The organism is Sulfitobacter sp. M22 (assembly GCF_021736025.1).
In the GTDB taxonomy this organism is placed as follows: Bacteria; Pseudomonadota; Alphaproteobacteria; order Rhodobacterales; family Rhodobacteraceae; genus Sulfitobacter; species Sulfitobacter litoralis.
The window spans coordinates 25,196-50,278 of the sequence record NZ_WMEC01000001.1 but is presented as its reverse complement, the minus strand read 5'-3'; the positions used below and the strand labels follow the sequence as shown (position 1 = coordinate 50,278).

26 protein-coding genes are annotated in these 25,083 nt (G+C 61.2%); 10 read left to right on the top strand and 16 right to left on the bottom strand.

Translation table 11 applies throughout. From position 1 onward, the window contains the following. Positions 1-90: 90 nt before the first annotated feature. Positions 91-1,740 (bottom strand): electron transfer flavoprotein-ubiquinone oxidoreductase, encoded by a 1,650-nt coding sequence (locus tag GLP52_RS00265; RefSeq protein WP_237271293.1) that lies wholly within the window; start codon positions 1,738-1,740, stop codon positions 91-93. Positions 1,741-2,058: 318 nt separating this feature from the next. On the opposite strand from GLP52_RS00265, the gene greA reads away from it, so the two are divergent. Beyond that, complete coding sequence (gene greA / locus GLP52_RS00260; RefSeq protein WP_093731867.1) at positions 2,059-2,529, top strand: transcription elongation factor GreA; 471 nt, start codon at positions 2,059-2,061, stop codon at positions 2,527-2,529. Positions 2,530-2,544: 15 nt separating this feature from the next. Next, positions 2,545-3,576: a hypothetical protein gene (locus GLP52_RS00255; RefSeq protein WP_237271292.1), complete on the top strand. Its 1,032-nt coding sequence runs from the start codon at positions 2,545-2,547 to the stop codon at positions 3,574-3,576. Positions 3,577-3,579: 3 nt separating this feature from the next. Here GLP52_RS00255 and GLP52_RS00250 read toward each other — a convergent pair whose 3' ends face one another. From GLP52_RS00250 to GLP52_RS00235, 4 genes are read right to left on the bottom strand one after another with little or no spacing between them, the layout of a single operon-like run. Then, on the bottom strand, positions 3,580-5,655 hold the full coding sequence (locus tag GLP52_RS00250) for a molybdopterin-binding protein (RefSeq protein ID WP_237271291.1): 2,076 nt from the start codon (positions 5,653-5,655) through the stop codon (positions 3,580-3,582). Continuing rightward, on the bottom strand, positions 5,652-6,143 hold the full coding sequence (gene mobB, locus GLP52_RS00245) for a molybdopterin-guanine dinucleotide biosynthesis protein B (RefSeq protein ID WP_093731865.1): 492 nt from the start codon (positions 6,141-6,143) through the stop codon (positions 5,652-5,654). Before mobB ends, GLP52_RS00250 begins: the two co-directional genes overlap by 4 nt. Continuing rightward, on the bottom strand, positions 6,140-6,742 hold the full coding sequence (mobA, locus tag GLP52_RS00240) for a molybdenum cofactor guanylyltransferase MobA (protein WP_237271290.1): 603 nt from the start codon (positions 6,740-6,742) through the stop codon (positions 6,140-6,142). The genes mobB and mobA overlap by 4 nt, the downstream gene beginning before the upstream one ends. Next, positions 6,739-7,626: a formate dehydrogenase accessory sulfurtransferase FdhD gene (locus tag GLP52_RS00235; protein ID WP_093731863.1), complete on the bottom strand. Its 888-nt coding sequence runs from the start codon at positions 7,624-7,626 to the stop codon at positions 6,739-6,741. Before GLP52_RS00235 ends, mobA begins: the two co-directional genes overlap by 4 nt. 48 nt (positions 7,627-7,674) lie before the next feature. Between GLP52_RS00235 and GLP52_RS00230 the strand changes: the two genes are divergently transcribed. Both GLP52_RS00230 and GLP52_RS00225 read left to right on the top strand, forming a co-directional pair. Next, positions 7,675-8,409: an AzlC family ABC transporter permease gene (locus GLP52_RS00230; protein ID WP_138922689.1), complete on the top strand. Its 735-nt coding sequence runs from the start codon at positions 7,675-7,677 to the stop codon at positions 8,407-8,409. Continuing rightward, positions 8,409-8,741, top strand: a complete 333-nt coding sequence (locus GLP52_RS00225) for an AzlD domain-containing protein (RefSeq protein WP_138922688.1) — start codon at positions 8,409-8,411, stop codon at positions 8,739-8,741. Before GLP52_RS00230 ends, GLP52_RS00225 begins: the two co-directional genes overlap by 1 nt. Here GLP52_RS00225 and GLP52_RS00220 read toward each other — a convergent pair. From GLP52_RS00220 to GLP52_RS00200, 5 genes are all read right to left on the bottom strand, one after another. Next, entirely contained in the window at positions 8,730-9,332 is a 603-nt protein-coding gene (locus GLP52_RS00220) for a hypothetical protein (RefSeq protein WP_237271289.1), read from the bottom strand. The two genes, GLP52_RS00225 and GLP52_RS00220, sit on opposite strands and share 12 nt — an antisense overlap. A gap of 31 nt (positions 9,333-9,363) precedes the next feature. Continuing rightward, on the bottom strand, positions 9,364-9,498 hold the full coding sequence (locus GLP52_RS00215) for an aa3-type cytochrome c oxidase subunit IV (RefSeq protein WP_005849635.1): 135 nt from the start codon (positions 9,496-9,498) through the stop codon (positions 9,364-9,366). 88 nt (positions 9,499-9,586) lie between these two features. Next, positions 9,587-10,072, bottom strand: a complete 486-nt coding sequence (locus tag GLP52_RS00210) for a DUF6173 family protein (RefSeq protein WP_237271288.1) — start codon at positions 10,070-10,072, stop codon at positions 9,587-9,589. 3 nt (positions 10,073-10,075) lie between these two features. Continuing rightward, on the bottom strand, positions 10,076-11,125 hold the full coding sequence (locus tag GLP52_RS00205; RefSeq protein WP_237273311.1) for an MBL fold metallo-hydrolase: 1,050 nt from the start codon (positions 11,123-11,125) through the stop codon (positions 10,076-10,078). Next, positions 11,125-12,840, bottom strand: a complete 1,716-nt coding sequence (locus GLP52_RS00200) for an acyl-CoA dehydrogenase (RefSeq protein ID WP_237273310.1) — start codon at positions 12,838-12,840, stop codon at positions 11,125-11,127. The genes GLP52_RS00205 and GLP52_RS00200 overlap by 1 nt, the downstream gene beginning before the upstream one ends. A gap of 151 nt (positions 12,841-12,991) precedes the next feature. Between GLP52_RS00200 and GLP52_RS00195 the strand changes: the two genes are divergently transcribed. Continuing rightward, the gene (locus GLP52_RS00195; protein WP_237271285.1) at positions 12,992-13,936 is read left to right on the top strand and encodes an L-threonylcarbamoyladenylate synthase; all 945 of its coding nucleotides are present in this window, start codon (positions 12,992-12,994) and stop codon (positions 13,934-13,936) included. A 15-nt stretch (positions 13,937-13,951) separates the two neighbouring features. Here the strand turns inward: GLP52_RS00195 and GLP52_RS00190 are convergent, their stop codons facing one another. Then, complete coding sequence (locus GLP52_RS00190) at positions 13,952-14,512, bottom strand: YqgE/AlgH family protein (protein WP_093731855.1); 561 nt, start codon at positions 14,510-14,512, stop codon at positions 13,952-13,954. 129 nt (positions 14,513-14,641) lie between these two features. Between GLP52_RS00190 and GLP52_RS00185 the strand changes: the two genes are divergently transcribed. Beyond that, entirely contained in the window at positions 14,642-15,439 is a 798-nt protein-coding gene (locus tag GLP52_RS00185; RefSeq protein WP_237271284.1) for a protein-disulfide reductase DsbD domain-containing protein, read from the top strand. Here the strand turns inward: GLP52_RS00185 and GLP52_RS00180 are convergent, their stop codons facing one another. The 5 genes from GLP52_RS00180 to GLP52_RS00160 all read right to left on the bottom strand — a co-directional run bounded on the left by GLP52_RS00180 (position 15,440) and on the right by GLP52_RS00160 (position 22,366). Further along, positions 15,440-18,841, bottom strand: coding sequence for an efflux RND transporter permease subunit (locus tag GLP52_RS00180; RefSeq protein ID WP_237271283.1), 3,402 nt, complete (start codon positions 18,839-18,841; stop codon positions 15,440-15,442). A 3-nt stretch (positions 18,842-18,844) separates the two neighbouring features. Next, a complete protein-coding gene (locus GLP52_RS00175; RefSeq protein WP_237271282.1) occupies positions 18,845-20,305 on the bottom strand; it encodes an efflux RND transporter periplasmic adaptor subunit in 1,461 nt (486 codons plus the stop codon). Positions 20,306-20,452: 147 nt separating this feature from the next. Continuing rightward, positions 20,453-20,995 carry a molybdenum cofactor biosynthesis protein B gene (gene moaB, locus GLP52_RS00170; protein WP_093731851.1) on the bottom strand — a complete coding sequence of 181 codons (543 nt, stop codon included), beginning with the start codon at positions 20,993-20,995 and terminating at the stop codon, positions 20,453-20,455. Then, positions 20,992-21,600 carry a LysE family translocator gene (locus GLP52_RS00165; protein WP_093731850.1) on the bottom strand — a complete coding sequence of 203 codons (609 nt, stop codon included), beginning with the start codon at positions 21,598-21,600 and terminating at the stop codon, positions 20,992-20,994. The genes moaB and GLP52_RS00165 overlap by 4 nt, the downstream gene beginning before the upstream one ends. Further along, a complete protein-coding gene (locus GLP52_RS00160; protein WP_093731849.1) occupies positions 21,593-22,366 on the bottom strand; it encodes a uracil-DNA glycosylase in 774 nt (257 codons plus the stop codon). The genes GLP52_RS00165 and GLP52_RS00160 overlap by 8 nt, the downstream gene beginning before the upstream one ends. A 156-nt stretch (positions 22,367-22,522) precedes the next feature. Between GLP52_RS00160 and GLP52_RS00155 the strand changes: the two genes are divergently transcribed. Genes GLP52_RS00155 through GLP52_RS00140 form a run of 4 tightly spaced genes read left to right on the top strand, consistent with a single transcriptional unit; the run spans position 22,523 to position 24,952 of the window. Beyond that, a complete protein-coding gene (locus tag GLP52_RS00155) occupies positions 22,523-23,470 on the top strand; it encodes an aspartate carbamoyltransferase catalytic subunit (protein ID WP_093731944.1) in 948 nt (315 codons plus the stop codon). Then, entirely contained in the window at positions 23,467-23,907 is a 441-nt protein-coding gene (locus GLP52_RS00150) for a hypothetical protein (RefSeq protein ID WP_093731848.1), read from the top strand. Before GLP52_RS00155 ends, GLP52_RS00150 begins: the two co-directional genes overlap by 4 nt. Beyond that, the gene (locus tag GLP52_RS00145) at positions 23,904-24,419 is read left to right on the top strand and encodes a hypothetical protein (protein ID WP_237271281.1); all 516 of its coding nucleotides are present in this window, start codon (positions 23,904-23,906) and stop codon (positions 24,417-24,419) included. Before GLP52_RS00150 ends, GLP52_RS00145 begins: the two co-directional genes overlap by 4 nt. Next, complete coding sequence (locus GLP52_RS00140) at positions 24,416-24,952, top strand: hypothetical protein (RefSeq protein ID WP_237271280.1); 537 nt, start codon at positions 24,416-24,418, stop codon at positions 24,950-24,952. The genes GLP52_RS00145 and GLP52_RS00140 overlap by 4 nt, the downstream gene beginning before the upstream one ends. The last annotated feature ends 131 nt before the right edge of the window (positions 24,953-25,083 follow it).

Here is a 25,083-nt window from a genome sequence, read left to right as displayed (position 1 = left end):
GCATACCGCTTACCCTCTATCGGCGGAACCTCGCATGAAAAAAGGCGCGCCGAAGCACGCCTTTGATCGAATTCGTCCCGTAAGCGACGCTTACATGTTGGGGTAGTTCGGGCCATCCCCACCCTGCGGCGTGGTCCAGACGATATTCTGTGTCGGGTCCTTGATGTCGCAGGTTTTGCAATGCACGCAATTCTGGAAGTTGATGACAAAGCGCGGGTCCTTGCCGTCTTCCTCGACGAATTCATACACCCCCGCTGGGCAATACCGCGCCGAGGGGCCGGCGTATTCTGGCAGGTTGATGTTCACCGGCACCGATGGGTCCTTGAGCGTCAAATGCGCAGGCTGGTTTTCATCGTGGTTGGTGAACGAGAACGCCACGTTGGTCAGACGGTCAAAGCTAAGCTTGCCATCAGGCTTGGGGTAATCGATCTTTTTGTGCTTGGCAGCCTTTTCGGTCGCCTCGGCATCAGATTTCCCATGCCCCAACGTCCCTAGCAGCGAGAAGCCGAATGTGTTGGTCCACATGTCGAACCCACCCACGGCGAGCGACGTCATGAGACCGTATTTGCTCCACAATGGCTTAACGTTACGGACCTTTTTCAGGTCTTGGCCGATCTCACCGTTGCGTACGTCGTCCTCGTAGGCGGTCAGCTCGTCGCCTGCGCGGCCTGCTTGAATCGCTTCATAGGCGCGTTCGGCAGCGGCTTTGCCCGACAGCATCGCATTGTGGTTGCCCTTGATGCGCGGCACGTTGACCATGCCAACCGAGCAGCCCAGCAGTGCTACACCCGGTGCAACCATCTTGGGCATGGACTGATAGCCGCCCTCGGTGATCGCACGCGCGCCATAAGCGATACGTTTGCCGCCTTTCAGCAGCTCGGCTACCATGGGGTGATGCTTGAACCGCTGAAATTCCATGTAAGGGAAGACATGCGGGTTCTTATAGCCAAGGTGAACAACGAAACCGACATACACCTGATTGTTTTCGATGTGATAGATGAACGACCCGCCGCCCGCGTTCTTGCCCAAAGGCCAGCCCATCGTGTGCGTAACGGTGCCCTCTTTGTGCTTGGCGGGGTCGATCTCCCAGATTTCTTTCATGCCAAGGCCGTATTTTTGCGGCTCTTTTCCGGCATCCAGATCGTATTTCGCGATCACCTGTTTCGACAGGCTCCCGCGGACGCCTTCGGAGAGGAACACATACTTACCGTGAAGCTCCATACCGGGTTCATAGCCATCGCCCTTGGTGCCGTCGGGGCTGATGCCGAACTCACCGGCCACGACGCCTTTGATCTCGCCGTTTTCACCATACACCAGTTCAGAGCACGCCATCCCGGGGAAGATCTCTACGCCTAAGGCTTCAGCTTGCTCGGCCATCCAACGACATACGTTACCCATGGAAACGATGTAATTGCCGTGGTTCTGCATCAGCGGCGGCATGGGGAAGTTCGGCACGCGGATCTTGCCCGCCTCGCCCAGCATATAAAAGTTGTCTTCTTCGACCTTGGTTTTGATCGGCGCGCCTTTTTCTTTCCAGTCGGGCATCAAGGCGTCCAGACCAATCGGGTCCAGAACCGCGCCGGACAGAATATGCGCACCCACTTCGGAGCCTTTTTCCAGCACGACCACATTGCAGTCGGCGTCCAGTTGTTTCAGACGGATCGCGGCGGAAAGCCCGGCAGGGCCCGCACCGACGATAACGACGTCATATTCCATTGCTTCGCGTTCAACTTCGGCCATTTGGGGCTCCTCTTCGGGCAGAAAACGGTTTGGATTTCGCTAAACCAGCACAGTAGGTATTGCAATCGCAACACAGCGTAAATTAGCGCACCCACGACAGTTTGCATCATATATATTGCAGGTGCAGCAATATTGTTTCGCCACGTAAAATAGCGCGTCCCCGCGGCTTGCCAATATGGACGTGCGGATTGTCGCGCTCTGGCAGACACCCCCTTGCATTCGCACGGCAGTTTGGGTCAGGTAAGGATCAATTCAAATCGGTTGCACTCTCGGACATCAGTTCGCGGGCTGTGACCCTCATTGCGTGGATGCCCCCCGATGGAAAAAATCCCCATGACCCGCGCCGGTCACACGGCTTTGGAAACCGAACTGAAGCACCTGAAGTCGGTTGAACGCCCTGCCATCATCAAGGCCATCGCCGAAGCCCGCGAGCACGGCGATCTGTCCGAAAACGCAGAATACCACTCTGCCAAAGAAAAGCAGTCGTTCATCGAAGGCCGCATCAAAGAGCTTGAGGGTGCGATTTCCCTGGCTGATGTGATCGACCCCAAAAAGATGTCCGGCGCGATCAAATTCGGCGCGACGGTGACGTTGGTTGACGAAGATACCGACGAAGAGAAAACCTATCAGATTGTCGGTGAATACGAGGCCAACATCGAAAAAGGTATGCTGAACATCAAATCCCCTATCGCCCGTGCCCTGATCGGCAAGGAAGAAGGCGACAGCGTCGAAGTGCGGACGCCGGGGGGGGACAAATCCTATGAGGTTCTCAAAATCGTCTACGTCTAAGTCGGGGACAAACTGATGACCGAAAAACTGCAGCTGAACCCGAACGCACCGCGCCAATCCGCGCGGTCGACCCCGACCGGCGTTTACTCGCGCCCCAGCGACGGCGGAGGCTTTAGCATAGAGGTCATTGCAGCCGCGCTCACCGTCGTCTGGCTGCTGGGCTCCGTGATCTTTTTTATGGTGCTGCCGTCCGACGAGGCTTCTGACAGTGGGGCCGGTGTGCGTGTATTGATGACCATGCTTGCGGTTGTCATGCCCGTGGGCATGATCTGGGTTGCCGCCATCGCCGCCCGCTCCAGCAGTGTCATGCGCGAGGAAAGCAAACGGTTGCAGACTGCGATTGATGCGATCCGACAGGCCTATATTGCGCAGCAGCAGGGGCAAAGCCCAGGTGCCGATGCGACAGTCGCGCGCAAGCTCGATGAAATCGCCGCCGCCGCGCGCAAGACTGAAAGCACGCTGGCCACCTTCCACAGCCGCCGTGACGCACCGACCCGTCTTGCGCCTCTCAAGCCGGTCGTGGTTGACGATCAGCCAGCTTTGGCGCTTGGCACGTCGGCTGCGGATATGACGCAGCCGCTTTCGCACGAAGATTTCATCCGTGCGTTGAATTTCCCCGAAACGGCAGAGGATACCGAAGGCTTTTCAGCGTTGCGCAAGGCATTGAAGGACCGCAATGCGTCCCAGCTGGTTCAGGCGTCCCAAGATGTGCTGACGCTGCTGAGCCAGGACGGCATCTATATGGATGACCTCGTCCCCGACCGCGCCCGTCCCGAAATCTGGCGTCAGTTTGCCCAAGGTGCACGCGGCCGTCCGATTGCGGCGTTGGGGGGCATCCGTGACCGATCTTCGCTAGCGCTGACAAGTGCGCGTATGAAACAAGACCCGATCTTTCGCGATGTCGCGCATCACTTCTTGCGGCGCTTTGACCGCGCCTTTGCCGCCTTTGAAGCAGAGGCATCTGACGCGGATATCTCTGCGCTGACAGACACACGCACGGTACGGGCCTTTATGTTGCTCGGGCGTGTGGCAGGGACGTTCGACTAGCGCCTAGGTGATCCCGAACGATCCATAGGGGATATAACGTACCAGATCGCCCGGCTGAATGACGGCTGCGGCATCTGGCAGTTCTACCAGACCCTCGGCCCAAGCCAGCCCGCTGATCCGGCCCGACCCTTCAGAGGCAAACACCTGCACCCGACCGTCGCGCATCCGCGCGCGCAGATACTCGCGTCGGCCCGGTTTCTTGCGTTTGCTGAAAGCTGCGGGCACGTCAAAGCCTTGCGGTACAGGCCAGTCCTGCCCCGCCAACCGCGCCAACGCAGGGCGCGCGAATATCAATGTGCAGACCATGGCGGCCACGGGGTTACCCGGCAGGCCAAAAACCGGCGCGCCCTGCCACATGCCAAGCGCCAAGGGCCGCCCCGGTTTGACCGCGATACGCCACAGATCCAACGCTCCTGCCTCGGATAAAAGTGCGGACACGTGGTCCTCGTCGCCCGCCGACGCACCGCCGCTGGTCAGGATCGCATCGACCTCGCCTTGCGCCGCATCAAGCCGGGTGCGCAGCGCCTCACGGTCGTCGCCCACATGGCCCAGATCGACGCCCCGATGCCCGAACTGCGCCAGCAAACCCAACAGCATCGGGCGGTTTGCATCGAATATCTGCCCCTCCGCCGCGATTTGCCCCGCCTCGACGATCTCGTCGCCTGTCGACAGCACGCCAACCCGCAACTGTTTATGAACCAACACAGATGCGGTGCCGGTGGCCGCCAACAAGGCAATATCCGCCGCCGTGATCCGCCGCCCTGCGGCAAGCGTCACCGCGCCTGCCGTGACGTCCTCGCCTGCCTTGCGTGTGTTCGCGCCTTGTTTGACCGGTCCATTGAACCGCAGCGTGTCACCAACAATCGTCACGTCCTCTTGCAGCACCACGGTATCGACACCGGCGGGCAGCGCGGCCCCCGTCAGCACACGTATCGCATGACCGGCGGGTAAGCTCCCCGGCGCATCCCCCGCGGCTGCGCGGCCTTCGGCGAGCGGCAGCGCATGGGCACCGGCAGCACGTCCGCCCGCGAACCCGTAGCCGTCTACTGCCGTGTTCGGCAGTGGCGGGTTCGCACGCTGCGCCCGCACGTCGGCTGCTGCAATCCGCCCCAACGCCTCGCCAAGGCCCACCTCTTCGGCAGGCAGCACCGGATGCAAACGTGCGCGTAACCGTTCCAGCGCGTCGTCTACGGGCGTCCAATGCACGCCGGGCGGCAGGGCAAAGCAATCATTGCGCAGGGGTGGTGGTGCCTTGAGCAGGTGTTCAACCCCCAGCCCCAAGATCCACCCTTCTTCCGGTGCCTGCACGTCAAATACCTGCGCCAGTTCGGCAGGGGTCAAGACCGAGACCTGCCGCGCAAGTTCCTGCACCTGCCACGCATCCTTGATCATGTCATCTGGTGCAGGTCCGACGGTCAGTGATGGCCAGACTTCAACAAACGCAACGGGGGCATCGGGCGTCTCGAACGGCCAGACCGCGACGCGCCCTGCAAAGCGGGCACGCAGGCGCGAAAGGACAGGCAGCCCCATGACCACCTGCGACCCGACAGCCCCTGCCCCCGCCAGTTGCCAGCAGGTAAAGCTGCCCTTGGCCAGCAGTTCAGCTGCACGTTTCTCGGCAAAGGGATTTGTATAATCGGACTTGGTACGCGGCAGCCCCGTGATGTCACGGTTCGGCAGGCCGTTGGCCCAAAACGGCCCCTGACCGCCGCCCAGACCCAGATTGATCTCTCCGGCCAGATCGAAACGGTTGTTGGCCTTTGGCGCGTCTTCGACCCGCGCCTCGAACCAGTCCCACACAGCGAACGGATCGGAGCTGCCCGTCAGCGCTCCGGCAAAGTCTGCGGGGTAGCCAAAAGGGAAATCGAACCCGACCATCACGCGATGGCCCTGCGCCAGCTCTGCGTCGATCAGCGTGGCGATCCAAAGCTCTGCCTCTGACCGGTTACGCAGATAAACGGGGGCATCTGATACGCCCCCCCGCGACACCCCCGCCCAGATCGCGTCCTTGCGCGGGGTCGGGCCGGTGTCGTTGCCGCCGGACCAATCGACCATGACGATGGTGTCAAATGCGCTCACAACCCGACCTCGGACAGGATGAAATCGGCGATGGTGCCTGTGTCATTCAGATCGAACACGGGGCGATCCGATGTCATTGGTGTATCACTGGCAATGGCCTTGATCGTCGGATCCTGCGGCGCGATCAACGCGTTGCCCGTTTCCGCCCGATGCGCTTCGACTTTGGCGTGACCGTCACGCTTGTAGCCTTCGACCAGCACCAGATCGACGGGCGCAAGCTTGGCCAGCAGCGCGTCGAGCGTCGGTTCATCCTCGCCGTGCAACTCATGCATCAGGGCAAAGCGGTTGCGCGAGGCCAACAAAACTTCGCGGGCACCCGCGACGCGGTGGCGGTGGCTGTCCTTGCCCGGATGATCGACGTCGAAACTGTGATGCGCATGTTTCACGGTAGACACTGAAAAGCCGCGCCCCGTGATTTCGGTCACAAGGCGTTCCATCAACCCTGTTTTGCCGGCGTTCTTCCAGCCGACAACGCCGTAAACTCTCATAGCATCTCCTGTGCGCGGGCCAGATCCTCGGGGGTGTTGATGTTAAAGAACGCGTCCTCATGGGGGAACAACGCCTCGCGGCCATCGTGCGTTTGCGTCCACATTACGACCTTGCGCAGGCCACCCTGCAAGGCAGCACGCAGATCGTCGCGCAAGGCCACAGGCCACAGGCCAAAGGTCGGGTGCCGCGCCGTGCCGCGTTTAGCGTCCGGCGTGGCGGCGAGCACCAGCGGGTGGGTCATCCCCTCGCTTGCCAGCAACAGTTGCGGGACCAGATCACCGGGGAAGAACGGCGTATCGGCGGCAGCAGTCACAATCGTATCAGCGCCATGTGCGGCAGCCCAATCCAGCCCTGCCAACACCCCCGCCAGCGGTCCGGCAAAGCCGTCAATACTGTCGGGCAACACCGGCAGTTTCAGCCCCGCAAACCGCGCGGCATCGCCATTGGCATTCAACGCCACACGCGCCACCTGCGGCGTCAGCCGTTCGATCACATGGTCCAGCACGCTTTGACCGCCAAGTTGCAGCAGCCCCTTGTCGCCGCCGCCCATCCGCGTCGCCTGCCCTCCTGCAAGGATCACCCCAAATGGCTGTTTCATGCGCTGCCCTTTCGGCCTGATCGTTTAGGTTCATCCCTAATCTGGTCGGGGTCTGCATCGCGGATCAGCCGGTCCTCGCCCGCAAGGCAGATAAAGCGTTTTCCCTTCATCCGCCCGATCAACGTCAGCCCGACCTGCTGCGCGATCTCTACCCCCCAGGCGGTAAAGCCGGAACGTGACACCAGCGCGGGGATGCCCATCATCGCGGTCTTGATCACCATTTCCGACGTCAGCCGCCCCGTGGTATAGAGTATCTTATCCTCGGCCGAGACTTTTTCAGAGAGCATCCAGCCCGCGATCTTGTCGACCGCGTTGTGACGCCCCACGTCCTCCATATAGACCAGCGGGCGATTGCCCTGACACAGCACCGTGCCGTGGATCGCCCCGGCTTCCAGGTACAGGCTCGGCGTGCGGTTGATCTGCGCGCTAAGGTCATAGATCCACGAGGTTCGCAGCGGGGTCGACGGCAGGGAAACGCCCTCCAGACCCTCCATCATATCGCCAAAGACAGTGCCCACAGCGCAGCCACTGGTGCGGGTCTTCTTGCGCATTTTGTCTTCGTAGTCGGTTTTGCGGGCGGTGCGGACGATGACGACTTCAAGCTCTTCGTCATAGTCGACGCTGGTGATATCTTCGCCGTCGCGCAGCATACCCTGATTGCGCAAGAACCCGAGCGCGAGGTATTCGGGGTAATCGCCAATCGTCATCGCGGTGACGATTTCCTGCGCGTTCAAAAAAATCGTCAGCGGGCGTTCCTCGACGACGTTGATCGTTGTCTCGGTCCCCAAATGATCCCGCCCGACGACGGCACGTGTCAGCCGCGCCAATCCTGGCTGCGGTGCGATCAAATAAGCATCGGTGTCTGTCTTGACGGACAATTGCATCCCCCCAAAGCGGCAGTTAAGCATGTCCCGGCAATCTAGGGGGAACGCATGGCCATCACCACCACGAAATCGGCCTTTCGCAAAGGTCTTGCCGACGCAGCGCCCTTTATTCTGGTGATGATCCCGTTTGCCTCGCTGTTTGGCATCCTTGCCACCGAAGCAGGGCTGAACGTGTTCGAAACGCTCGCCTTTTCGGTCGTGGTCATTGCGGGGGCAGCACAGTTCACCGCGTTGCAACTGATGCAGGAACATGCCCCGACAGCGATCGTGCTGGCCTCTGCGCTGGCGGTGAACCTGCGGATGGCGATGTATTCGGCGTCGCTGACGCCCTACATCGGGTCCGCGCCTTTGTGGCAGCGCGCGCTGGCCGCTTATCTGACCGTTGACCAATCCTATGTCTGCGCGATGGCGCAATATGAGAAAGAGCCGGATATGACCATCCCGCAGCGGATGGCGTATTTCTTCGGTTGTGTGACCCCCATCGTGCCGTTGTGGTATCTTTTCACCCTGGTCGGCGCGATGGTCGGGGCACAAATCCCTGACAGCTGGGCGTTGGATTTCGCCCTACCCATCACCTTTCTCGCCATGATCGCTCCGATGTTCCGCACCTCAGCACATATCGTCGCGGCGCTGGTGGCATCCCTCGCGGCGCTGTTGACGGCGGGTGTGCCCTATTCGCTGGGGCTGATCCTGGCGGGGCTGGCGGGCATGATCGCCGGTGCGCAAACCGAACTTTGGCTGGAAAGACGCCAGCCCCACCACCCTGAACAGGACGCGGCATAATGAATGATATCGACACCGGCACGCTTTGGTTCGTGATCATCGCCCTTGGTCTTGGCAGCTTTGGGCTGCGCTTTGTCTTTACCGGACTGGTGGGGGACCGCGAAATGCCCGCGTGGCTGTTGCGACACCTGCGCTATACGGCGGTGGCGATCCTGCCCGCTCTTGTGGCCCCGCAAGTGATCTGGCCCGCGGCCACGGACGGGCAGCTTGATCTCCCGCGTATGGCGGCGGCGGCGGCGGCGCTGACTGTGGGGGTGCTCACCAAAAACGTGCTGCTCGCCATTATCAGCGGCGCAGCCACGCTTTATGGTTTGCTTTGGTTACTGGGCTAGAAGCGACGCCTGCACGGCATCAATTACGTCGCCTTCGTCGTTTTCATAATATTTCGTCGTCTTCACGCCGGGCAGGCTGGCAAATTGTTCGCTGAGCTTGGCAGGGTAGAACGTCTTTGAAATACTCTCGAAGCCCTGAACCTGCGTCAGGATATCAGAGGTCGCATTGGCGCAGAACGCCCCCGCCACCTGACCGTTTGACATCACAAGCTGCAAGATCTGTTCTGCCTGTGCGTTGCTGACCTGCAATTCCTGGCTGACGACATGGTAGGTGCTGCGTGCGTGCGAGGACTTGTACCCCTGTATCCACTTAGGCGTCATGCCGTACAGCACGTCGCCGCGTTCGATCACACGCGGATCACGGAAGGAACCGGCAGGGTCAAATATCACCTGCTGCGACCCGTTGACCACCAGTGCCGTATGGCCTCCGCTGCCGGTACGGTTGTTGATCATCGTCATCAACGTAATGGATTTTGGTCCCGGTGCCACATAAGCAGCCGCTGCGACTTCTGCGGGGGTGTTGTCGATCCCGGTATCATTCGCACAGGCCGCAAGCAGCCCGACGCAGGCCAAAGCCATCCAGACACGCATAGAAATATCCTGTCGGTTAAGTGTGCCCGCCTTAGCGCGCGAAGATCGCCATAAAGACCAGAATGGCAATAATCACGATGCACGACCATTTGACGAAGTTCATGAAGCTGTCAAAAGTCTTCTCGTGCGTGCTGGTGTCCATCGAGCCGTGTTCATGTTTGGCCATTTGCGCGATCCTTGTCTTAACGTGCGTATGATTTGGTCTGGGGATACTGTATTCATTTGCCTATGTCACGGCATCAAAATGCGCGAGCTCAGGTGTTTTCGCCTGCGGGGGGCTCGTCTTGCGTCTCGAGGTCTTCGGCCAGACGAAAACCGATGCGATTCGCGGGGGCTTCCTGCACCGCTTTGGGCAGCGCACGTAGGGCCACGTTCAACTGTGTGACATGCTGCACAAGCTGCATCCGCGCGCCGGTGTTGTCCTTGCCATAAAAGGTCACGATATCGGGATCGAAATAGCCCATCCCCTCGATCCGCAACACGCCGGCGTCGCCGCCTGCAAAACCCATGGCGACCTCGTGATCACCGTCAAGCTGCTCTTCGAAATTCTTGAGGTACAGCACAACACGCTCATAGGCCCATTGCGCAGCTGATTTCTGCGCGGCAGGCTTCTGAGTGATCCCTTTGGGCACAGGCTGGTCCGAGGCGTTGCGGCTGGAGGGGTCCGAATGCACCTCGTAAAGCCGTGGCAACGCGTCTGCTTCGATGGCTTCGGCAGCAGTCTTGATCTCGTTATCCATCGTTCAACCCTTTGACTGATATACCCACGCCCCGCCCTGCGCACGCAAGCTGCGCGTGGCGCGGCCCGTCTGGTACAGATGGCTAAGATGCGCCACCGCTTCGACCAACGCCAGACCGTATTCGCCCTCGCCGATGTTGCGTTTGAACAGGGTAGAAAAGCATTCCGACGCAGACTTGGGCTCTGCAATCGCCTTTTCCAGACGGCGCAGGGCGCTGTGGTGGTTTTCGATCAACTGGCGCATGCGGGTAGGCAGACCCGTGAACGGCAGCTTGTGCCCGCCAAGCACCAAATGATCCTCGCGCGCGAGCAGTGACAGACGGTCACAGGCTTCGATCCATTCGCCAATGGGGTCGGCCATCGGCTCGGTGGCATAGACCCCGACGTTGGGGCTGATCGAGGACAGGATCTGATCGCCCGCAACCACCAGATTGTCGTCCCGGCTCCAGAAGGTGGCGTGTTCGGGGGCGTGACCATTGCCCATATGCACGTCAAACACGCGCCCCCCGATGGTGATCTCGTCGCCCTGTTTGATCCGCGTAAAGCCAAGCGGCAGAGGCGAGACGATGTCGGCAAAGTTGAACGGCCGCTCGGAGGCGCGTTTCTCGTACAGCGCGGCATCCATCCCCGAAAGTTTATAGAAAGCCAGCGTCTCGGCTGGCGGTGCCTCTTGCGGGTCGAGGGTCAGCATTCGCGCGGTCAACCACGCGGTGCGCGTCGTCACCAGCTCTGCCCCGTGTTCGGTCTGGAACCAGCCCGCCAGCCCGATGTGATCGGGGTGGTGGTGGGTCACGATCACCCGCGACACCGGCTTGCCGCCCAAAGGCCCCGCGATCAGATCCGTCCACAGCGCCTTGGACTTTTTCGACGCGAAGCCCGTGTCGATGATCGTCCAGCTGTCGCCTTCGTCAAAGGCATAGACGTTGACGTGATCCAGCTTCATCGGCAGCGGCAGACGCAGCCAAAGCACGCCGGGGGCGACCTCTATCGCGGCATCATGGGCGGGCGGCGTCTCGCAGGGGAAACGCAAACCGGTGGGCGCTGTATCAGGCATCAGGCGGCCAGTTCGTCAGCGGAAAGCGCGAAAAGATCAGCCTCGCCCGCTTGGGCATGGGCCAGCAGGCCAACGTGTTCCGGCAACAGACGCAGGATGTAGAACCGCGCCAGCTTTTCGCGTGGCCCGCCCTTGTCGGCCAGCGCCGCCTTGAGGTGCATATGCGCGCCAAGCACCCGTGCAAAGGCCCGCAGGTACGGCACCGCTCCGGCAAAGCGCGTGTCCATATTCGATTGCTCTGTCAGCCAATCGGTCGCTTCGCGCAGCGTTTCCGACGCCTGCCAGAGGGCATCCGCCATATTCGGGAATGTCTCGCGGGCGGCTTCGGCATCGGCTTCGATTTCATCTAGCAGACGGTTCGCCGCCTCGCCGCCGTCCATCATCTTGCGCGCCACCAGATCCATCGCCTGAATGCCATTGGTGCCTTCGTAGATGGCTGTCACACGTACGTCACGGCTGTACTGCGCGGCCCCTGTTTCTTCGATAAAGCCCATGCCACCGTGGACCTGAACGCCCATTTCAGCGACGGCCATGCCGGTGTCGGTGCCAAAGGCCTTGGCGATCGGGGTCAGGAAGGCTGCGCGGGCTTTCCATTCGGCCTGTCCGGTCGCGTTCGTCATGTCGATGGCCTTGGCGCAGCACAGCGCAATGGCGCGGGCGGCAAAGGTTTCCGCCTTCATCGTCATCAGCATGCGGCGTACATCAGCATGATCCACGATGGTGCCGGTGCCGTCGGGGCGTGATGTCTTGCCCTGTTTGCGGTCCAGCGCATAGGCCAGCGCGTGTTGATAGGCCGCTTCGGCGATGCCGATGCCCTGCCCGCCCACACCAAGCCGTGCGTTGTTCATCATTGTGAACATGGCTGCCATACCGCCCTGCTCGGCCCCAACCAGCCAGCCCGTCGCCTTGTCATACTGCATCACACACGTGGGAGACCCATGAATCCCGAGTTTGTGTTCCAGACTGACGACGTTCAGCGTATTGGCATTCCCAAGGCTGCCGTCCTCATTGGGCAGGTATTTCGGCACGAGGAACAGGCTAATGCCTTTCGTGCCCGCAGGCGCACCGGGCAGACGCGCGAGAACCAGATGGCAGACATTGCCGCCAAAATCATTGTCACCCCATGTGATATAGACCTTCTGGCCTGAGATCGCATAGGTGCCGTCGCCGTTGTCTTCGGCCTTGCTTGCCAGCGCACCCACGTCCGAGCCCGCTTGCGGTTCGGTCAGGTTCATCGTGCCGGTCCATTCGCCGCTGATCAGCTTGGGCAGGTACAGTTCCTTGATCGCGTCGCTGGCGTGATGTTCAAGCGCTTCGATCTGGCCTTGGCTCATCAACGGGGCAAGCTGCAAGGACAGGCAAGCCCCGCTCATCATTTCATTCACGGCAGTCGTCAGGGTCATTGGCAGGCCCATGCCACCGTATTCAGGGTCGGCGGACATGCCGATCCAGCCGCCTTCGGCCACGGCCTTGAACCCGTCAGCGAAACCGGGCGACGTGCGCACGACACCGTTCTCAAGCTTGGCGGGCGTCTGGTCACCTGCGCGTTGCAGCGGGGCCAGAACGTCATTGGTCATCTTGCCCGCTTCTTCGAGGATCGCGCGGGTGACGTCTTCGCTGGCATCTTCAAAACGTTCGGTCTGACGCACAGCGTCCAAACCTACGACATGATCAAACAGAAAGGCAAAATCTTCGACAGGGGCGCGATAGGGCATAGTTTTCCTCCGTTAACGCGTTCGTCTGCTTGGCAAACCGAACAGCGACCTGATAAGCCCAAGACGATACTTCGGGCTGTTGCGGCGAGAATGTCGCTCAAGTCTGCGCACCGCAACCCAAAACGCGGCGTCATCCCCATAAGAGAAGCCCATGACCGACATTCTACTTCCCGACCCCTCAGGCATTTCCCGCGCCGCCGCCCTTTTGCAACAAGGTGCACTGGTCGCTTTGCCAACTGAAACGGTCTATGGCTTGGGCGCGGATGCGCGCAACGGGACGGCAGTGGCAGGGATTTACACGGCCAAGGGACGGCCCAGCTTTAACCCGCTCATTATCCATGTCGCCGATGTGGATCAGGCACGCCAATATGGGCGCTGGTCCGACACAGCAGAGGTTCTGGCCAGCGCATTCTGGCCGGGGCCAATGACCCTCGTGCTGCCTCTAGCCGACGGGCACGGGCTATCGTCACTGGTGACAGCGGGGCTGGACAGCATCGCCATCCGCATCCCCGCACATCCTACGGCCCGCGCCATATTGCGGGCGTTTGGCGGGCCGGTGGCGGCCCCGTCTGCCAACCCCTCGGGCAAGATCAGCGCCACCACGGCGCAGCATGTTCTGTCGGGGCTGCAAGGGCGTATCGCGGCGGTTGTCGATGACGGGCCCTGCACGGTCGGGCTGGAAAGCACGATCATCGGGCTGACCCAGCCACGCCCTACCCTCCTGCGCGCAGGCGGTCTGCCGTCCGAAGCGATAGAGGCGGCGCTTGGGGGGACGCTGGATGTGGCCGACGGCGCAGAAATTATCGCCCCCGGCCAATTGGCGTCCCACTATGCGCCCCATGCCAGCGTGCGGTTGAACGCGCATGACGCAAAAGAAGACGAGGTCTATCTTGGCTTTGGCGCAGCGAAGGGGACTGGCGCGGATGATCTAACCCTGTCGGCCAGCGGCGATCTGGTGGAAGCGGCGGCGTATCTGTTTGACCGGCTGCACGCGCTTGACCGGCTGCGCAAACCCATCGCAGTGGCCCCGATCCCTGAAACCGGTCTGGGCCGTGCCATCAACGACCGTCTGCGTCGCGCGGCTGCTCCGCGTTGATCCACCTTGCGTTTGTTAGGCGCGCCCCGCTGTCGCGCTCAGCCCCAATGGGTCCACCCCGATAGAGGTCAGCGCCGCTTCCCATTTGCGTGCATCAGGCAGGGTAAACAGGATGTCAGTGTCGCAGGGGCAGGTCAGCCAGCCATTCTGCGCGATTTCGCCTTCCAGCTGGCCTGCATCCCAACCGGCATAGCCCAGCATCAACATCGCCTGTCGCGGGCCCTTGCCGCGGGCGATGTCTTCGAGAATATCAAGCGTCACAGTCACCGCCACGCCCTGCGCGATATCGGTCGTCTTCATCACCGACCGGTATTCGGCGCTGTGCAGTACGAAGCCACGCTCTGTCTCGACGGGACCACCGACATGCACCCCCAGACCGGTGATGTCGTCCATGTCCACATCACTAAGCCGGTCAAGCACGTCGCCCAGCTTGAGATCAGCGGCAGGTTTGTTGACGATCAACCCCATCGCGCCCTCGTCGTCATGCGCACAGATAAAGATCACCGAATGATCGAACCGAGGATCGCCCATGCCGGGCATGGCCACCAAAAGCTGGCCGGTAAGATCCATTGTCATGCTGTCGTTCTTTTGCGTCATCCCCATAGCATGGCGTGCGCCCCTGCTGCTTACAACCCCTACGGCTGCAACGTTTCATAATGCAAACGTGACTTGGCAAACGGGGGGCAGTTGGCCCATGAAAGCACCATGACCAGAAAACTCCTTGGCCTGATGGCCGCTGCCCTTCTCGCCCCGATGCCTGCTTTTGCGATGGAGGTGATCCACGGGGAGATCCTTCAAGGTTGGGTGCTGCCCGATGGCAACCGCATGGCCGCGATCCGCATGACAGTTAAACCGGGGTGGAAGACCTATTGGCGTGCGCCCGGAGATATGGGCATCCCGCCCAGCTTTGACTGGTCCGGTTCACGCAACCTGTCGGCGGTGGCCGTTGAATGGCCGGCACCTACGGTTTTTCGCGAAACCAACCTGACGACCATCGGGTACAAGGATCAGGTGGTATTGCCGTTGCGGATTACGGTGCCGGAAAAAGGCGCCCCTGTGACCATGAACACCACGATTGATCTGGGCGTGTGCAGCGACATCTGCGTGCCCGCCTCGCTAGAGCTCAGCGGCGTTATCAACACAACCACGACCCGCGCCGATCCTGCCATCGCGGCCTCGCTCGCGCAGCGCCCGTATTCAGCGAAAGAGGCCCGCGTATCGGATGTCACCTGCACCATTGGCCGGACCGGCGAAGACCTGACACTGGACGCTGCTATCACGGTGCCGCCCTCGGGTGGGCAAGAGCTGGTGGTGATTGAAACCGGCAACCCCGATCTATGGGTCAGCGAGGCCGACACGACGCGCAAAGGCAATACACTGCACGCGCGCGTGGATGTAGGCCATGTCAGCGGCGGCCCTGTGGCACTGAACCGGTCGCATATCCGAATGACGGTTTTAGGCAGCAATCAGGCCGTCGATATTGTCGGATGCAACGCAGGCTGATCAGCCCGCTGCTTTCTTGCGCGACGAGGCATAGATCACGGCCCCCACGACATAGCCCGCCAGCGCGATCGCTGCGGCCCCCGCCAGGAACAGCAGCAGCGCCGCGCTTCGTGGTGAGAGCACCCCTAGGGTGGGCACTATTTCAGCCAGCGCCGGATGCAAGCCGCCAGTCACCGCGACCCACCCCAGCGTAGACCCGCCCCATAGCAGCATCAGCAGCCATAGCCCCAAAATACCGGTCCGCAGCCCCCCAGCCCGGGCCCGCATGGCGCGGCGCATCGCACGGATTTGACGGCCGATATCATGCTGTGCCGCGACCAGCGCAGGCACGACCAGCAACACTAGGAACATGCCAAAGCCCAGACCATAGACCAGCGTGATCACAGTGGGTTTCAAAAATTGCGCCTGCTGGCTTTGTTCATAAAGCAGCGGTGCCATGCCAAGGACCGTCGTCAGCGTGGTCAACATCACCGGACGCAACCGATCTGCCGCGCCGTCTATGATCGACGGGATCACCCCGCGCGTGGCACCATATTCGTCGATTGTCCCAACCAACACGATGGAATCGTTGATGATGATCCCCGTCATCCCTAGCAGGCCAACAACTGTGAACATGCTCAATGGGACCTCCCACAGGGCGTGGCCATAGATCGTGCCCACCAAGCCGAATGGGATCACCGCCATCACCACCATGGGGCGTGTCCAGCTGCCGAACACCCAAGCCAGCACAAGATAAATGCCCGTCAGCACAAGGATTAGCCCGGTCAACGCATCCGACAGGAAGGTATCCTCCTGCTCGCTCAGCCCGCCGATGCGGAAATCCACCTGACGTTCAGAGGCGATACGCGGCAGAATTTCGTCACGCAGGGTCGTCGTGATTTCGGTCGCGCGGGCGGGGTCATCCTCTGAGATATCGCCAGTGACTGATATCAGCCGGATACCGTTCTCGCGCCGTACCGTGCTGAACCCCGTACGCCGGTCCACGCTGACGATATCGGCCAGCGGCACATATTGCCCGCCCGGCGTACGCATCTGGGTACGCTCAAGGAAATCCGCGGTCAGCTCGCCCTCGGGCAGTTCCACGCGAATGGTGGCCGATCGGGGGCCATCTGGATAGGTCGCGGCCTCGATCCCGCCAAGACGGTGACGCAAGACCCGCCCCAACATATCAATCGTGAACCCGAGCGCTTGGCCCTGAGGCGTCAGATCGAGGATCAGCTCTTCTTTGTCGTAAGCCAGATTGTCCTGCACGGCGCTGACTTCGGGATATTGCCGTAGCGCATCCTGCAAATCCTGCGAGGCGGCTTTCAACACCTGTGTGTCGGCCCCATAGAACTGCACATCCAGTGCATCGCCGCCAGGACCGGAACGCCAGCCGCGAAAGCTTACGGTTTCTGCAAGCGGATGGTGGACCACGGCATCCTGCAAAGCCGCGACGAAGGCAAAGCTGGAATAGGGCCGCAGGTCCGCGTCGATCAGCTCGATCGAGATGCCGCCCAGCAAATCACCGTCCTTGCTGTCAGCCCCGTCGAGCCCGCGACCCGCGTTGCCCCCGACCTGCGCAATGACATAATCGATCGGATTGGTGCCATATTCCTCGGCATATTCCGCGCCCAGCGCTTCTGTCGCGCGTTGCATTTCGTGCATCATCGCCAGCGTATCGGCACGGCTGGCCCCATCGACCATGGCAAAGTTACCGGTTACCGACCCACGTTCGGGCGCGTTGAAAAATCGCCATTGAACGTCGCCTTGAATGAAAAGCGCCGCCTGAGACGCCAGCACTGCGACAACGCCCGCCAGCACCACATAACGCGCGCGGATAACTCCTGCCATGAAAGGGCGGAACAGCCGTTCGCGCACCCAGAGAAACCCGCGATTGACCACACGGCTGGGCAGGTCATACCACCGTTGCTTGGCCCCCGCTGCCATCGCATGCGCCATATGGTTCGGCAGGATCAAAAAGCATTCGACCAGTGACGCCGCCAGCACTGCAATGACGGTCAGGGGGATATCCCCGATCAGGCTGCCAAAGCGCCCGCCAACGGCCAGCAGGCCGAAGAACGCGATGATCGTCGTCAGGGTTGCGGCAAAAACCGGCATCGCCATGCGCCGCGCGGCGTTCTCTGCCGCTTGCATCGGTGGCTCGCCCAGTTCGTTATGCCGGTAGTCGGCATGTTCCCCCACAACGATCGCGTCATCTACAACGATCCCAAGCGTGATAATCAGACCGAACAACGAGATCATGTTGATCGTGATCCCACCCGCATACATGAGTGCAATTGCCGCGGCCATCGACGCCGGAATACCCGCGGCCACCCAAAAGGCCGTGCGCGCGTTCAGGAACAGGAACAGCAACCCCACCACAAGCGCGAGGCCCATCAAACCGTTATCAATCAGCAAATCCAACCTACCGGTAATTGCCTCGGCGCGCGTGCGGATCAGGTTGATCGCCACCCCCTTGGGCAGCATCACTGCCATATCGGCAGCGACCCCTTCGACGCTTTGCTGAATACCAATGGCATCCCCCCCGTCAGAGCGGTCAATGCGCACCGATATTGCCGGATCGTCGCCGACAAAATACCCCACCTCGCGGTCAGAGCCTTGTTCGATCACCCGCGCCACATCGCCCACCAACAGTGAAGACCCGTCGGCATTGCTGCGCAAGACGACACGCGACAAGGCGTCGGCACTGCGCTTGGCGGTCCCGGTGCGCACGCGGGCATTGGCACCGGTCACATCCCCGGCGGGGCTGGCATCGACCTCAGCAGCGATCGCCGCCGCGATCTCGGCCATCGTGATATTATAGCGGATCAAACGGAGAGAGGGGACCTCGATCAAGGTTTGCGGCGCGGCGACCCCCTGAATGGTGCTGCGGGTGACCCCCTCCGCGAAAAGACGCGTGACAAATTCATCTGCGAAACGGCCCAGCTGTTCCGCACTGATCGGGCCTGTGATCACGACATCGGTGACGCGGTCACGCCAGATGCCACGGCGCACCACAGGGTCTTCGGCATCTTCTGGCAGTGTAGTGACGGCATCCACGGCGGTTTGCACATCGGTCGCGGCGCGGGCCATATCCCAGTTCGGCTCGAACTCCAGCGAAATGGTGCCACTGCCCTCACGCGACGCGGCGGTAGAACTCTCCACCCCTTCCACAGCCAGCAAGACAGGTTCAAGCACCTGAACGATGGCGTTGTCGACATCATCCGCGCCGGCCCCCTCCCAGACGGTCGAAACCGAGACACTGTCAATAACCACATCGGGAAAGAATTGCGCCCGCATGTTGGGCGCAGCAGCCGCCCCGCACACAAGCAGCACCACGAGCAACAGGTTCGCCGCCGTCCGGTGACGCGTGAAATACGACAGGATTCCGCCTGCGGGGCCGGACATGCTACGGGCCATAGATCAGCCCCCCATCCGGCTTTCGATGCGTTCGATCACCCGCGCAGGGACCTGTGGCTCGGCCAGTTGCGCCAGAACCCGTGCCTTAGCATCCTGCGGCATCCGCGTGTTGCCCTCGACAAGGGCGACAAGCTTAGCCCGACGTTCATTGGTCAGCGCGATCATTGCGGGCGCATCTACCTGCGCCGTGTCCCGAGCCCCCGAGCGCAACGGCTTTACCGCAATACCGGCCCCCAGCAGTGGCGAGCGGGCCTCGACGACATCGCGGCCCTCGATTGGTCCCCGCACCAAGACCTCATCCCCCACGCGACGCAACACAGAGACCTGAACGCTTTCAAGCCGGTTTTCCGGATCCAGTACCAACACCGTCCCCTGCGCATCCAGCGCCGAGCTGGGGAGCCGAATGACGTCGTCCAATGCCGGTTCGCCCACCCGTACCATCGCGAAATCCCCCGGCTTGAACCCCGGTGCTTGCGCCAGCGTGGCAAAGATCAACCGGCCACTGGCGCCCTCACCCGCCGCAGCACCTGCACGGGTAATCTGTCCATGTGCCTCAAGGTCGGCCCCCGCAACGTCGAGGCTTGCCGTAACATCCGCCTTGATCAACCGCCCCTGCGCATCCAGCAAGCGCGCGTATTGTGTGGTGGAAATGCGAAAAGAAATCTCGAGATCATCCGGGGCAATCAACTCCGCCAGCCGTTCGTTCGGTGAGACAAGGCGCCCCTCAACAACCGAAGTCTCGCTCAGCGCCCCATCGAAAGGCGCGGTGATCGTGGTTTCCTTTAATGCGCGCTGTGCATCGGCCAACGCGATCTGCGCATTGGACAACAAGCGCACGGCCTGATCCACGCGGGCCTCGGTTTGGGTCACCACCTGACGTCGCGCCAGAACCGCTTGGCGGGCGCTTGATGCCGCAAGCTCTGCTGTCTCTGTTGCCGTCGCGGTCCCGACACCCCGTTCACCCAAATCGCGTTGACGTTCAAAGGCACCGATGCGCAAGGCGGCCTGTTCTTCGGCGGCGGCCAATTCGTCCCGCCCCAAGGCCAGCGCACGGTCGGCATCACGCCCCTCTGCCTCTGCATTGCGCACAGCGCTTTGTGCCCGTGCGACTTCAGCCAAAGCGTCCGATCGATCAAGACGGACGAGAACCTGCCCCGCGACAACCCGACCGCCGGCCTCGAATTCAGGCGCAAGCTCGACCACGCGCCCCCCGACGGCGGCGCGCAGCTCAAGTGTCCGGCGGCTTTGCACGGCCCCAAAGCTTTGCAAGATAGGCACTTCGGTGCCTGACACGGCGCGCACGACATTGACAGAAAACACCCGTTCACGCGGGGCGCGGTCAGGCGGCGCGTCGGTCAGCCGTTGCTGCACAGCCCCGCCGATAAGGTCCGCTGCCAGCAGCAAGAACCCCACCGTCGCGGCCGCCAGAAACAGCCCAATCATGCTTTGCCGTAAAAATCGCATCTTGCCCCGATCTTATCCATCTGTGGCAGCAGTTTACCCCGCACGCCCACAAAGAACAAAATCACAGTTGAGACAGCCACGCACGGCCTATCATACGCAGGCCCAGGCGGTTTCCATCGTTCTTCGTCCCAAAAATCGCAAAGGCCGCTACTTCCGGCGCTGGTGCTCGTCTAGGCGGGGCATGATTTCGACAAAATTACAGGGCCTATGGCGGTAATCGAGCTGCTTGACCAAAATCTCGTCCCACGCATCCTTGCAGGCACCCGGCGATCCGGGCAGCGCGAACAGATAGGTGCCTTGCGCGACCCCGGCAGTGGCGCGGCTTTGCACCGCAGAGGTGCCGATCTTTTGCATCGAGACGATGGTGAATACCGTACCGAAGGCGTCGATCTCTTTCTCGTAGACATCACGATGCGCCTCTACGGTGACATCGCGGCCTGTCAGCCCCGTGCCACCGGTACTGATCACCACATCAATCTCGGGGTCGGCACACCAAATGCGCAATTGCGCTGCTATCTCGGCCTGTTCGTCCCGTATGATGGTGCGTGCGGCAAGCGCGTGACCTGCATCGGCAATGCGCGCAACCAGCACATCGCCTGACCGATCATCTGCCAGGCTGCGCGTGTCTGACACCGTCAGCACGGCAATGCGCACAGGAATAAAATCAAGCGTGTCGTCGATCCGGCTCATGTCCGCTCCAATATTGCTAGCCGTGCGGCGAGGGCTATGAAAATACCGCTGCTGATCCAGCGCAGAGCTTGCCCGCCCCCGACCATCCGGCGGCCTAAACCGCTGGCAAACACACCGACCAAAGCGTTGATGATAAACCCGCCCAGCGACAGCACCGAGCCGAGCATCAAGAACTGTAGGAGCACTGGCCCCGCCTCTGGGACCACGAATTGCGGCACAAAGGCCAATACGAACAAGATCACCTTGGGGTTGGTCAGGTTCACGATCAAACCGCTGCGAAACGCCGATTTCGGCGCGGGCAAGACCGCAGGTGCCGCTCCGCTGCTACGCCAGGTCTGCACAGCCAGCCACAGCAGATAGCCGACCCCGATCCAGCGGATCACGTCAAAGGCCCAAGGCAGCGCAGCGACCACCGCACCCAAGCCCAGACCGGCCAGCGTGACATGTACCATCCCGCCAAGCGCGACCCCGGCACTGGCCGCGACCGACGCCCGCGGACCAAAGCGCATGCCCTGCCCCAGACAGAACATCATATCCGCACCGGGCGTGAGGTTCAGCGCCAGCGCAGCGGGTACAAAGGCCAGCACCGTAATCGGATCAACCATTCTTTAATTTCGCTTTCAATGACAGCAAATCGGCCCATGCCTCGCGTTTGAACTCGGGGCTGCGCAACAGATAGGCGGGGTGGAACATGGGCAGTGCGGGCAGCCCCTCCGCCTGGGTCCACTGCCCGCGCAATCGGGTGATTCCACGTTTGCCCAGCAACGCCTGTGCGGACCAATTACCAACGATCACCAGAACCTCTGGCTTGGCCAAGGCGATATGCCGTGCAAGAAACGGCTTCATCATCGCGATTTCATCGGGCTTAGGGTCGCGGTTCTGCGGTGGCCGCCAAGGCAGCACATTTGTGATATAGACAGGCGCGGTCTCATGATGCCGGCCCATATCGATCGTCGCCAACATCTTGTCCAACAGCCCGCCGGCACGCCCGACAAAGGGTCGCCCCTCGCGGTCTTCGTCGCGGCCCGGAGCCTCGCCAACAATCATGACGCGGGCCCCAGGCGTGCCATCGGAAAATACCAGATTGCGGGCCCCACGCTTGAGCTCGCAATGCTCGAACGCGGTCATCGCGGCGCGCAATTCATCAAGCGTGGTTGCTGCCGCGGCGGCACGTGTAGCTTCCGCCACCACATCAGGGCCAGAGGACGCAAGCGGCACAGGCCCCGTCTTGCCCTTTTTCGCCTTCGGTTTCTCGACCGCTGCGGGCACTTCGTAGCGGTTCACCGGCGCGTCACAAATCGCCTCGGTCGCGCCAAGTTCAATCTGCCAGTGCAAAAGTGCAAGCGCCTGATGATAATCCACTGATTCCATGTGCCCAACTTACGCGCTGATGCGGGCAATAAAAATGCCAAGTTCCAAATGGCCTTAAATCCAATTCCACCCCCGCCTCGGGATGACGCCGCCCGACGACTTGCCCCGCCCAGCGCCGCCGCCTATAACGCCAAAAATAACGTGGGGTCCGCCGTCATGAGTTTCGCACACCGCCATCTTCTGGGCATTGAACACCTGTCCCAAGACGACATTACCACCCTTCTTGATCTGGCGGACACATACGCCGATTTGAACCGCCAGCCTCATAAACACAGTGATGCGCTGAACGGGCTGACGCAGATCAACATGTTCTTCGAAAACTCGACCCGCACGCAGGCGAGCTTTGAGATCGCGGGCAAGCGGCTTGGCGCGGATGTCATGAACATGGCGATGCAGGCGTCGTCGATCAAAAAGGGCGAAACGCTCATTGATACGGCGATGACGCTGAACGCGATGCATCCCGATCTGCTGGTTGTGCGCCACCCCCAGTCCGGTGCGGTCGATCTGCTGGCGCAAAAGGTGAACTGCGCCGTGTTGAACGCGGGAGACGGGCGGCATGAACACCCAACCCAAGCCCTACTGGACGCGTTGACGATCCGCCGCGCCAAGGGGCGCCTGCACCGCCTTTCCATTGCCATCTGCGGCGACATCGCACACAGCCGCGTGGCACGGTCCAACATCATGCTTCTTGGCAAGATGGAAAACCGCATTCGCCTGATCGCCCCCCCGACCCTGATGCCGGCGCAGATCGGCGAATTTGGCGTCGAGGTGTTCGACGATATGAAAGAAGGGCTGAAAGACGTCGATGTCGTAATGATGCTCCGCTTGCAAAAAGAACGCATGGACGGCGGCTTTATCCCCAGCGAACGTGAATATTATCACAGATATGGTCTGGATGCTGAGAAACTGGCCCACGCCAAGCCCGACGCGATTGTCATGCACCCCGGCCCGATGAACCGCGGCGTAGAAATTGACGGAACGTTGGCAGATGACATCAATCGCAGCGTTATTCAGGACCAGGTAGAGATGGGCGTGGCTGTGCGCATGGCCGCGATGGACCTGCTCGCGCGCAACCTTGTGGACAGCCGCAAGGCAAACGCATGACCGCACGCCCGCCCGAAGAACACGACCTGCTACACTGGCGTATTTCGCCGCGGGCGTTCTTTTGGCGGTGCATGGCATTGGCTGTGCTGACCATGCTGTTCTGTCTGCCGCTGCTGATCTGGCTGGACCCGATTACATGGCTGCTCGCCTCGGTTCTGATCGCGGTTTTCTACATGTGGGTCTTTGACGAATTCCAGATCTGGTACAGAAACCGCAATACCGCCTGGCGGCTGACCAACCGTGCGCTCTACATAAACTCCCCCGATACCGCAGAGCCGCTTGTCCTGCCGCTGACCGATATCCGGTCAATCGGGAAACTGTCGCTGTGGTCGATCACCCTTGGCTTGCCGGACGGCCAGCGCGTCACCCTGCCGCTGGTGCCGCAGCTGCGCGAGACCAAGGCGCGTCTTGCCCAAGCGATAGAGGCCACGCGATGACCGACAGATTTTGGCAAGACCTGCTAGAGCCGGACGAAGATCTATTGTGGACAGGTCGCCCCAAGCCAAAGCTGTCACTGCGCAATTTTCAGTTGCTCGGTCCCTTTGTCGGCGCAATCGGTACCGTGATCGCTGGCGCTTTTTTGCTGCAAGGCAACAGCTTGCCTGTGTCTCAATCGGTGGTCGTCGCGGTGATCGTCGCCCTGGTGGCCCTGTCGCTTTATCGCGGGATGACCCGCCTGACCGATCTGCGCCGCACCCGCTATGCGCTGACCAACCACCGCGCCCTGTTTTTCAAGCTGACCCGCGATGGCACCCGCGCCAAAGCTTTCCCCCGCAGCGCCGAGACAAAGCACGATCTGCGTCCGACCAGCCCGCCCTCCGTTTTCTTTATCCGGCATGAACAAGCCGACAATCCCGCCCGCACCGCGCATCTAGGGTTTGAATATATCGAAGACAGCGACAGATTAAGTGCATTGATGGTAACTGCGTACAAAGGTGCACCCCGATGACACAACTTGAGATCCCCAATGGCGAAATCGGCCAGATCCGTCTGTTTGCCGTAAACCGCCCGATTGACAAACTGGCCCGCGATCTGCGCGATGGCAGCAAGGAAGCGTTGATCGCCGATCTGCTTGGCCGTTCAGTACCCGAAGGCTCGGCCGAGCTTTTTCCCGTCTCCGACCTAACGGGCGTGGGGCTGGCGCGCTATCTGAATGATGGCTACGCCGTGCCCCCTGACCAGATCAGCCGCGACCGCGCCCGTTTGGATGCGCTGGACGGCTATGTGCTGTTGCTGTTTTCCTCGGCCTTTGAGGGGCAAGAGACGACGCTAAAGCTTGGTCCCGACCTGACCATGATCGGCACATACGGCGAGACCCAACCGGATATGTCCGTTATCCCGCTCGAGGCTGAATCCGCGCAACCCTACACCGGTGCTGCGGACATGACTCCGAAATCGCCGCCCAAGGGCGGGGCTGGTGGTATGATGGTGCTGCTGGCAGTCATCGTGCTGATCGGTCTTATTTTATGGTGGCTGCTGTGAAAGAACCCAAACCTGATCCCAAAATGTCGGGCCGCGTCGCCATGATCGCCCTGCTTGTCGCCTTTGGTGTGGCAGGCATGATGGTGTGGATCGGGTCCTGATCCAACCTGCCGCCGCTGCTGCGCCTCTGT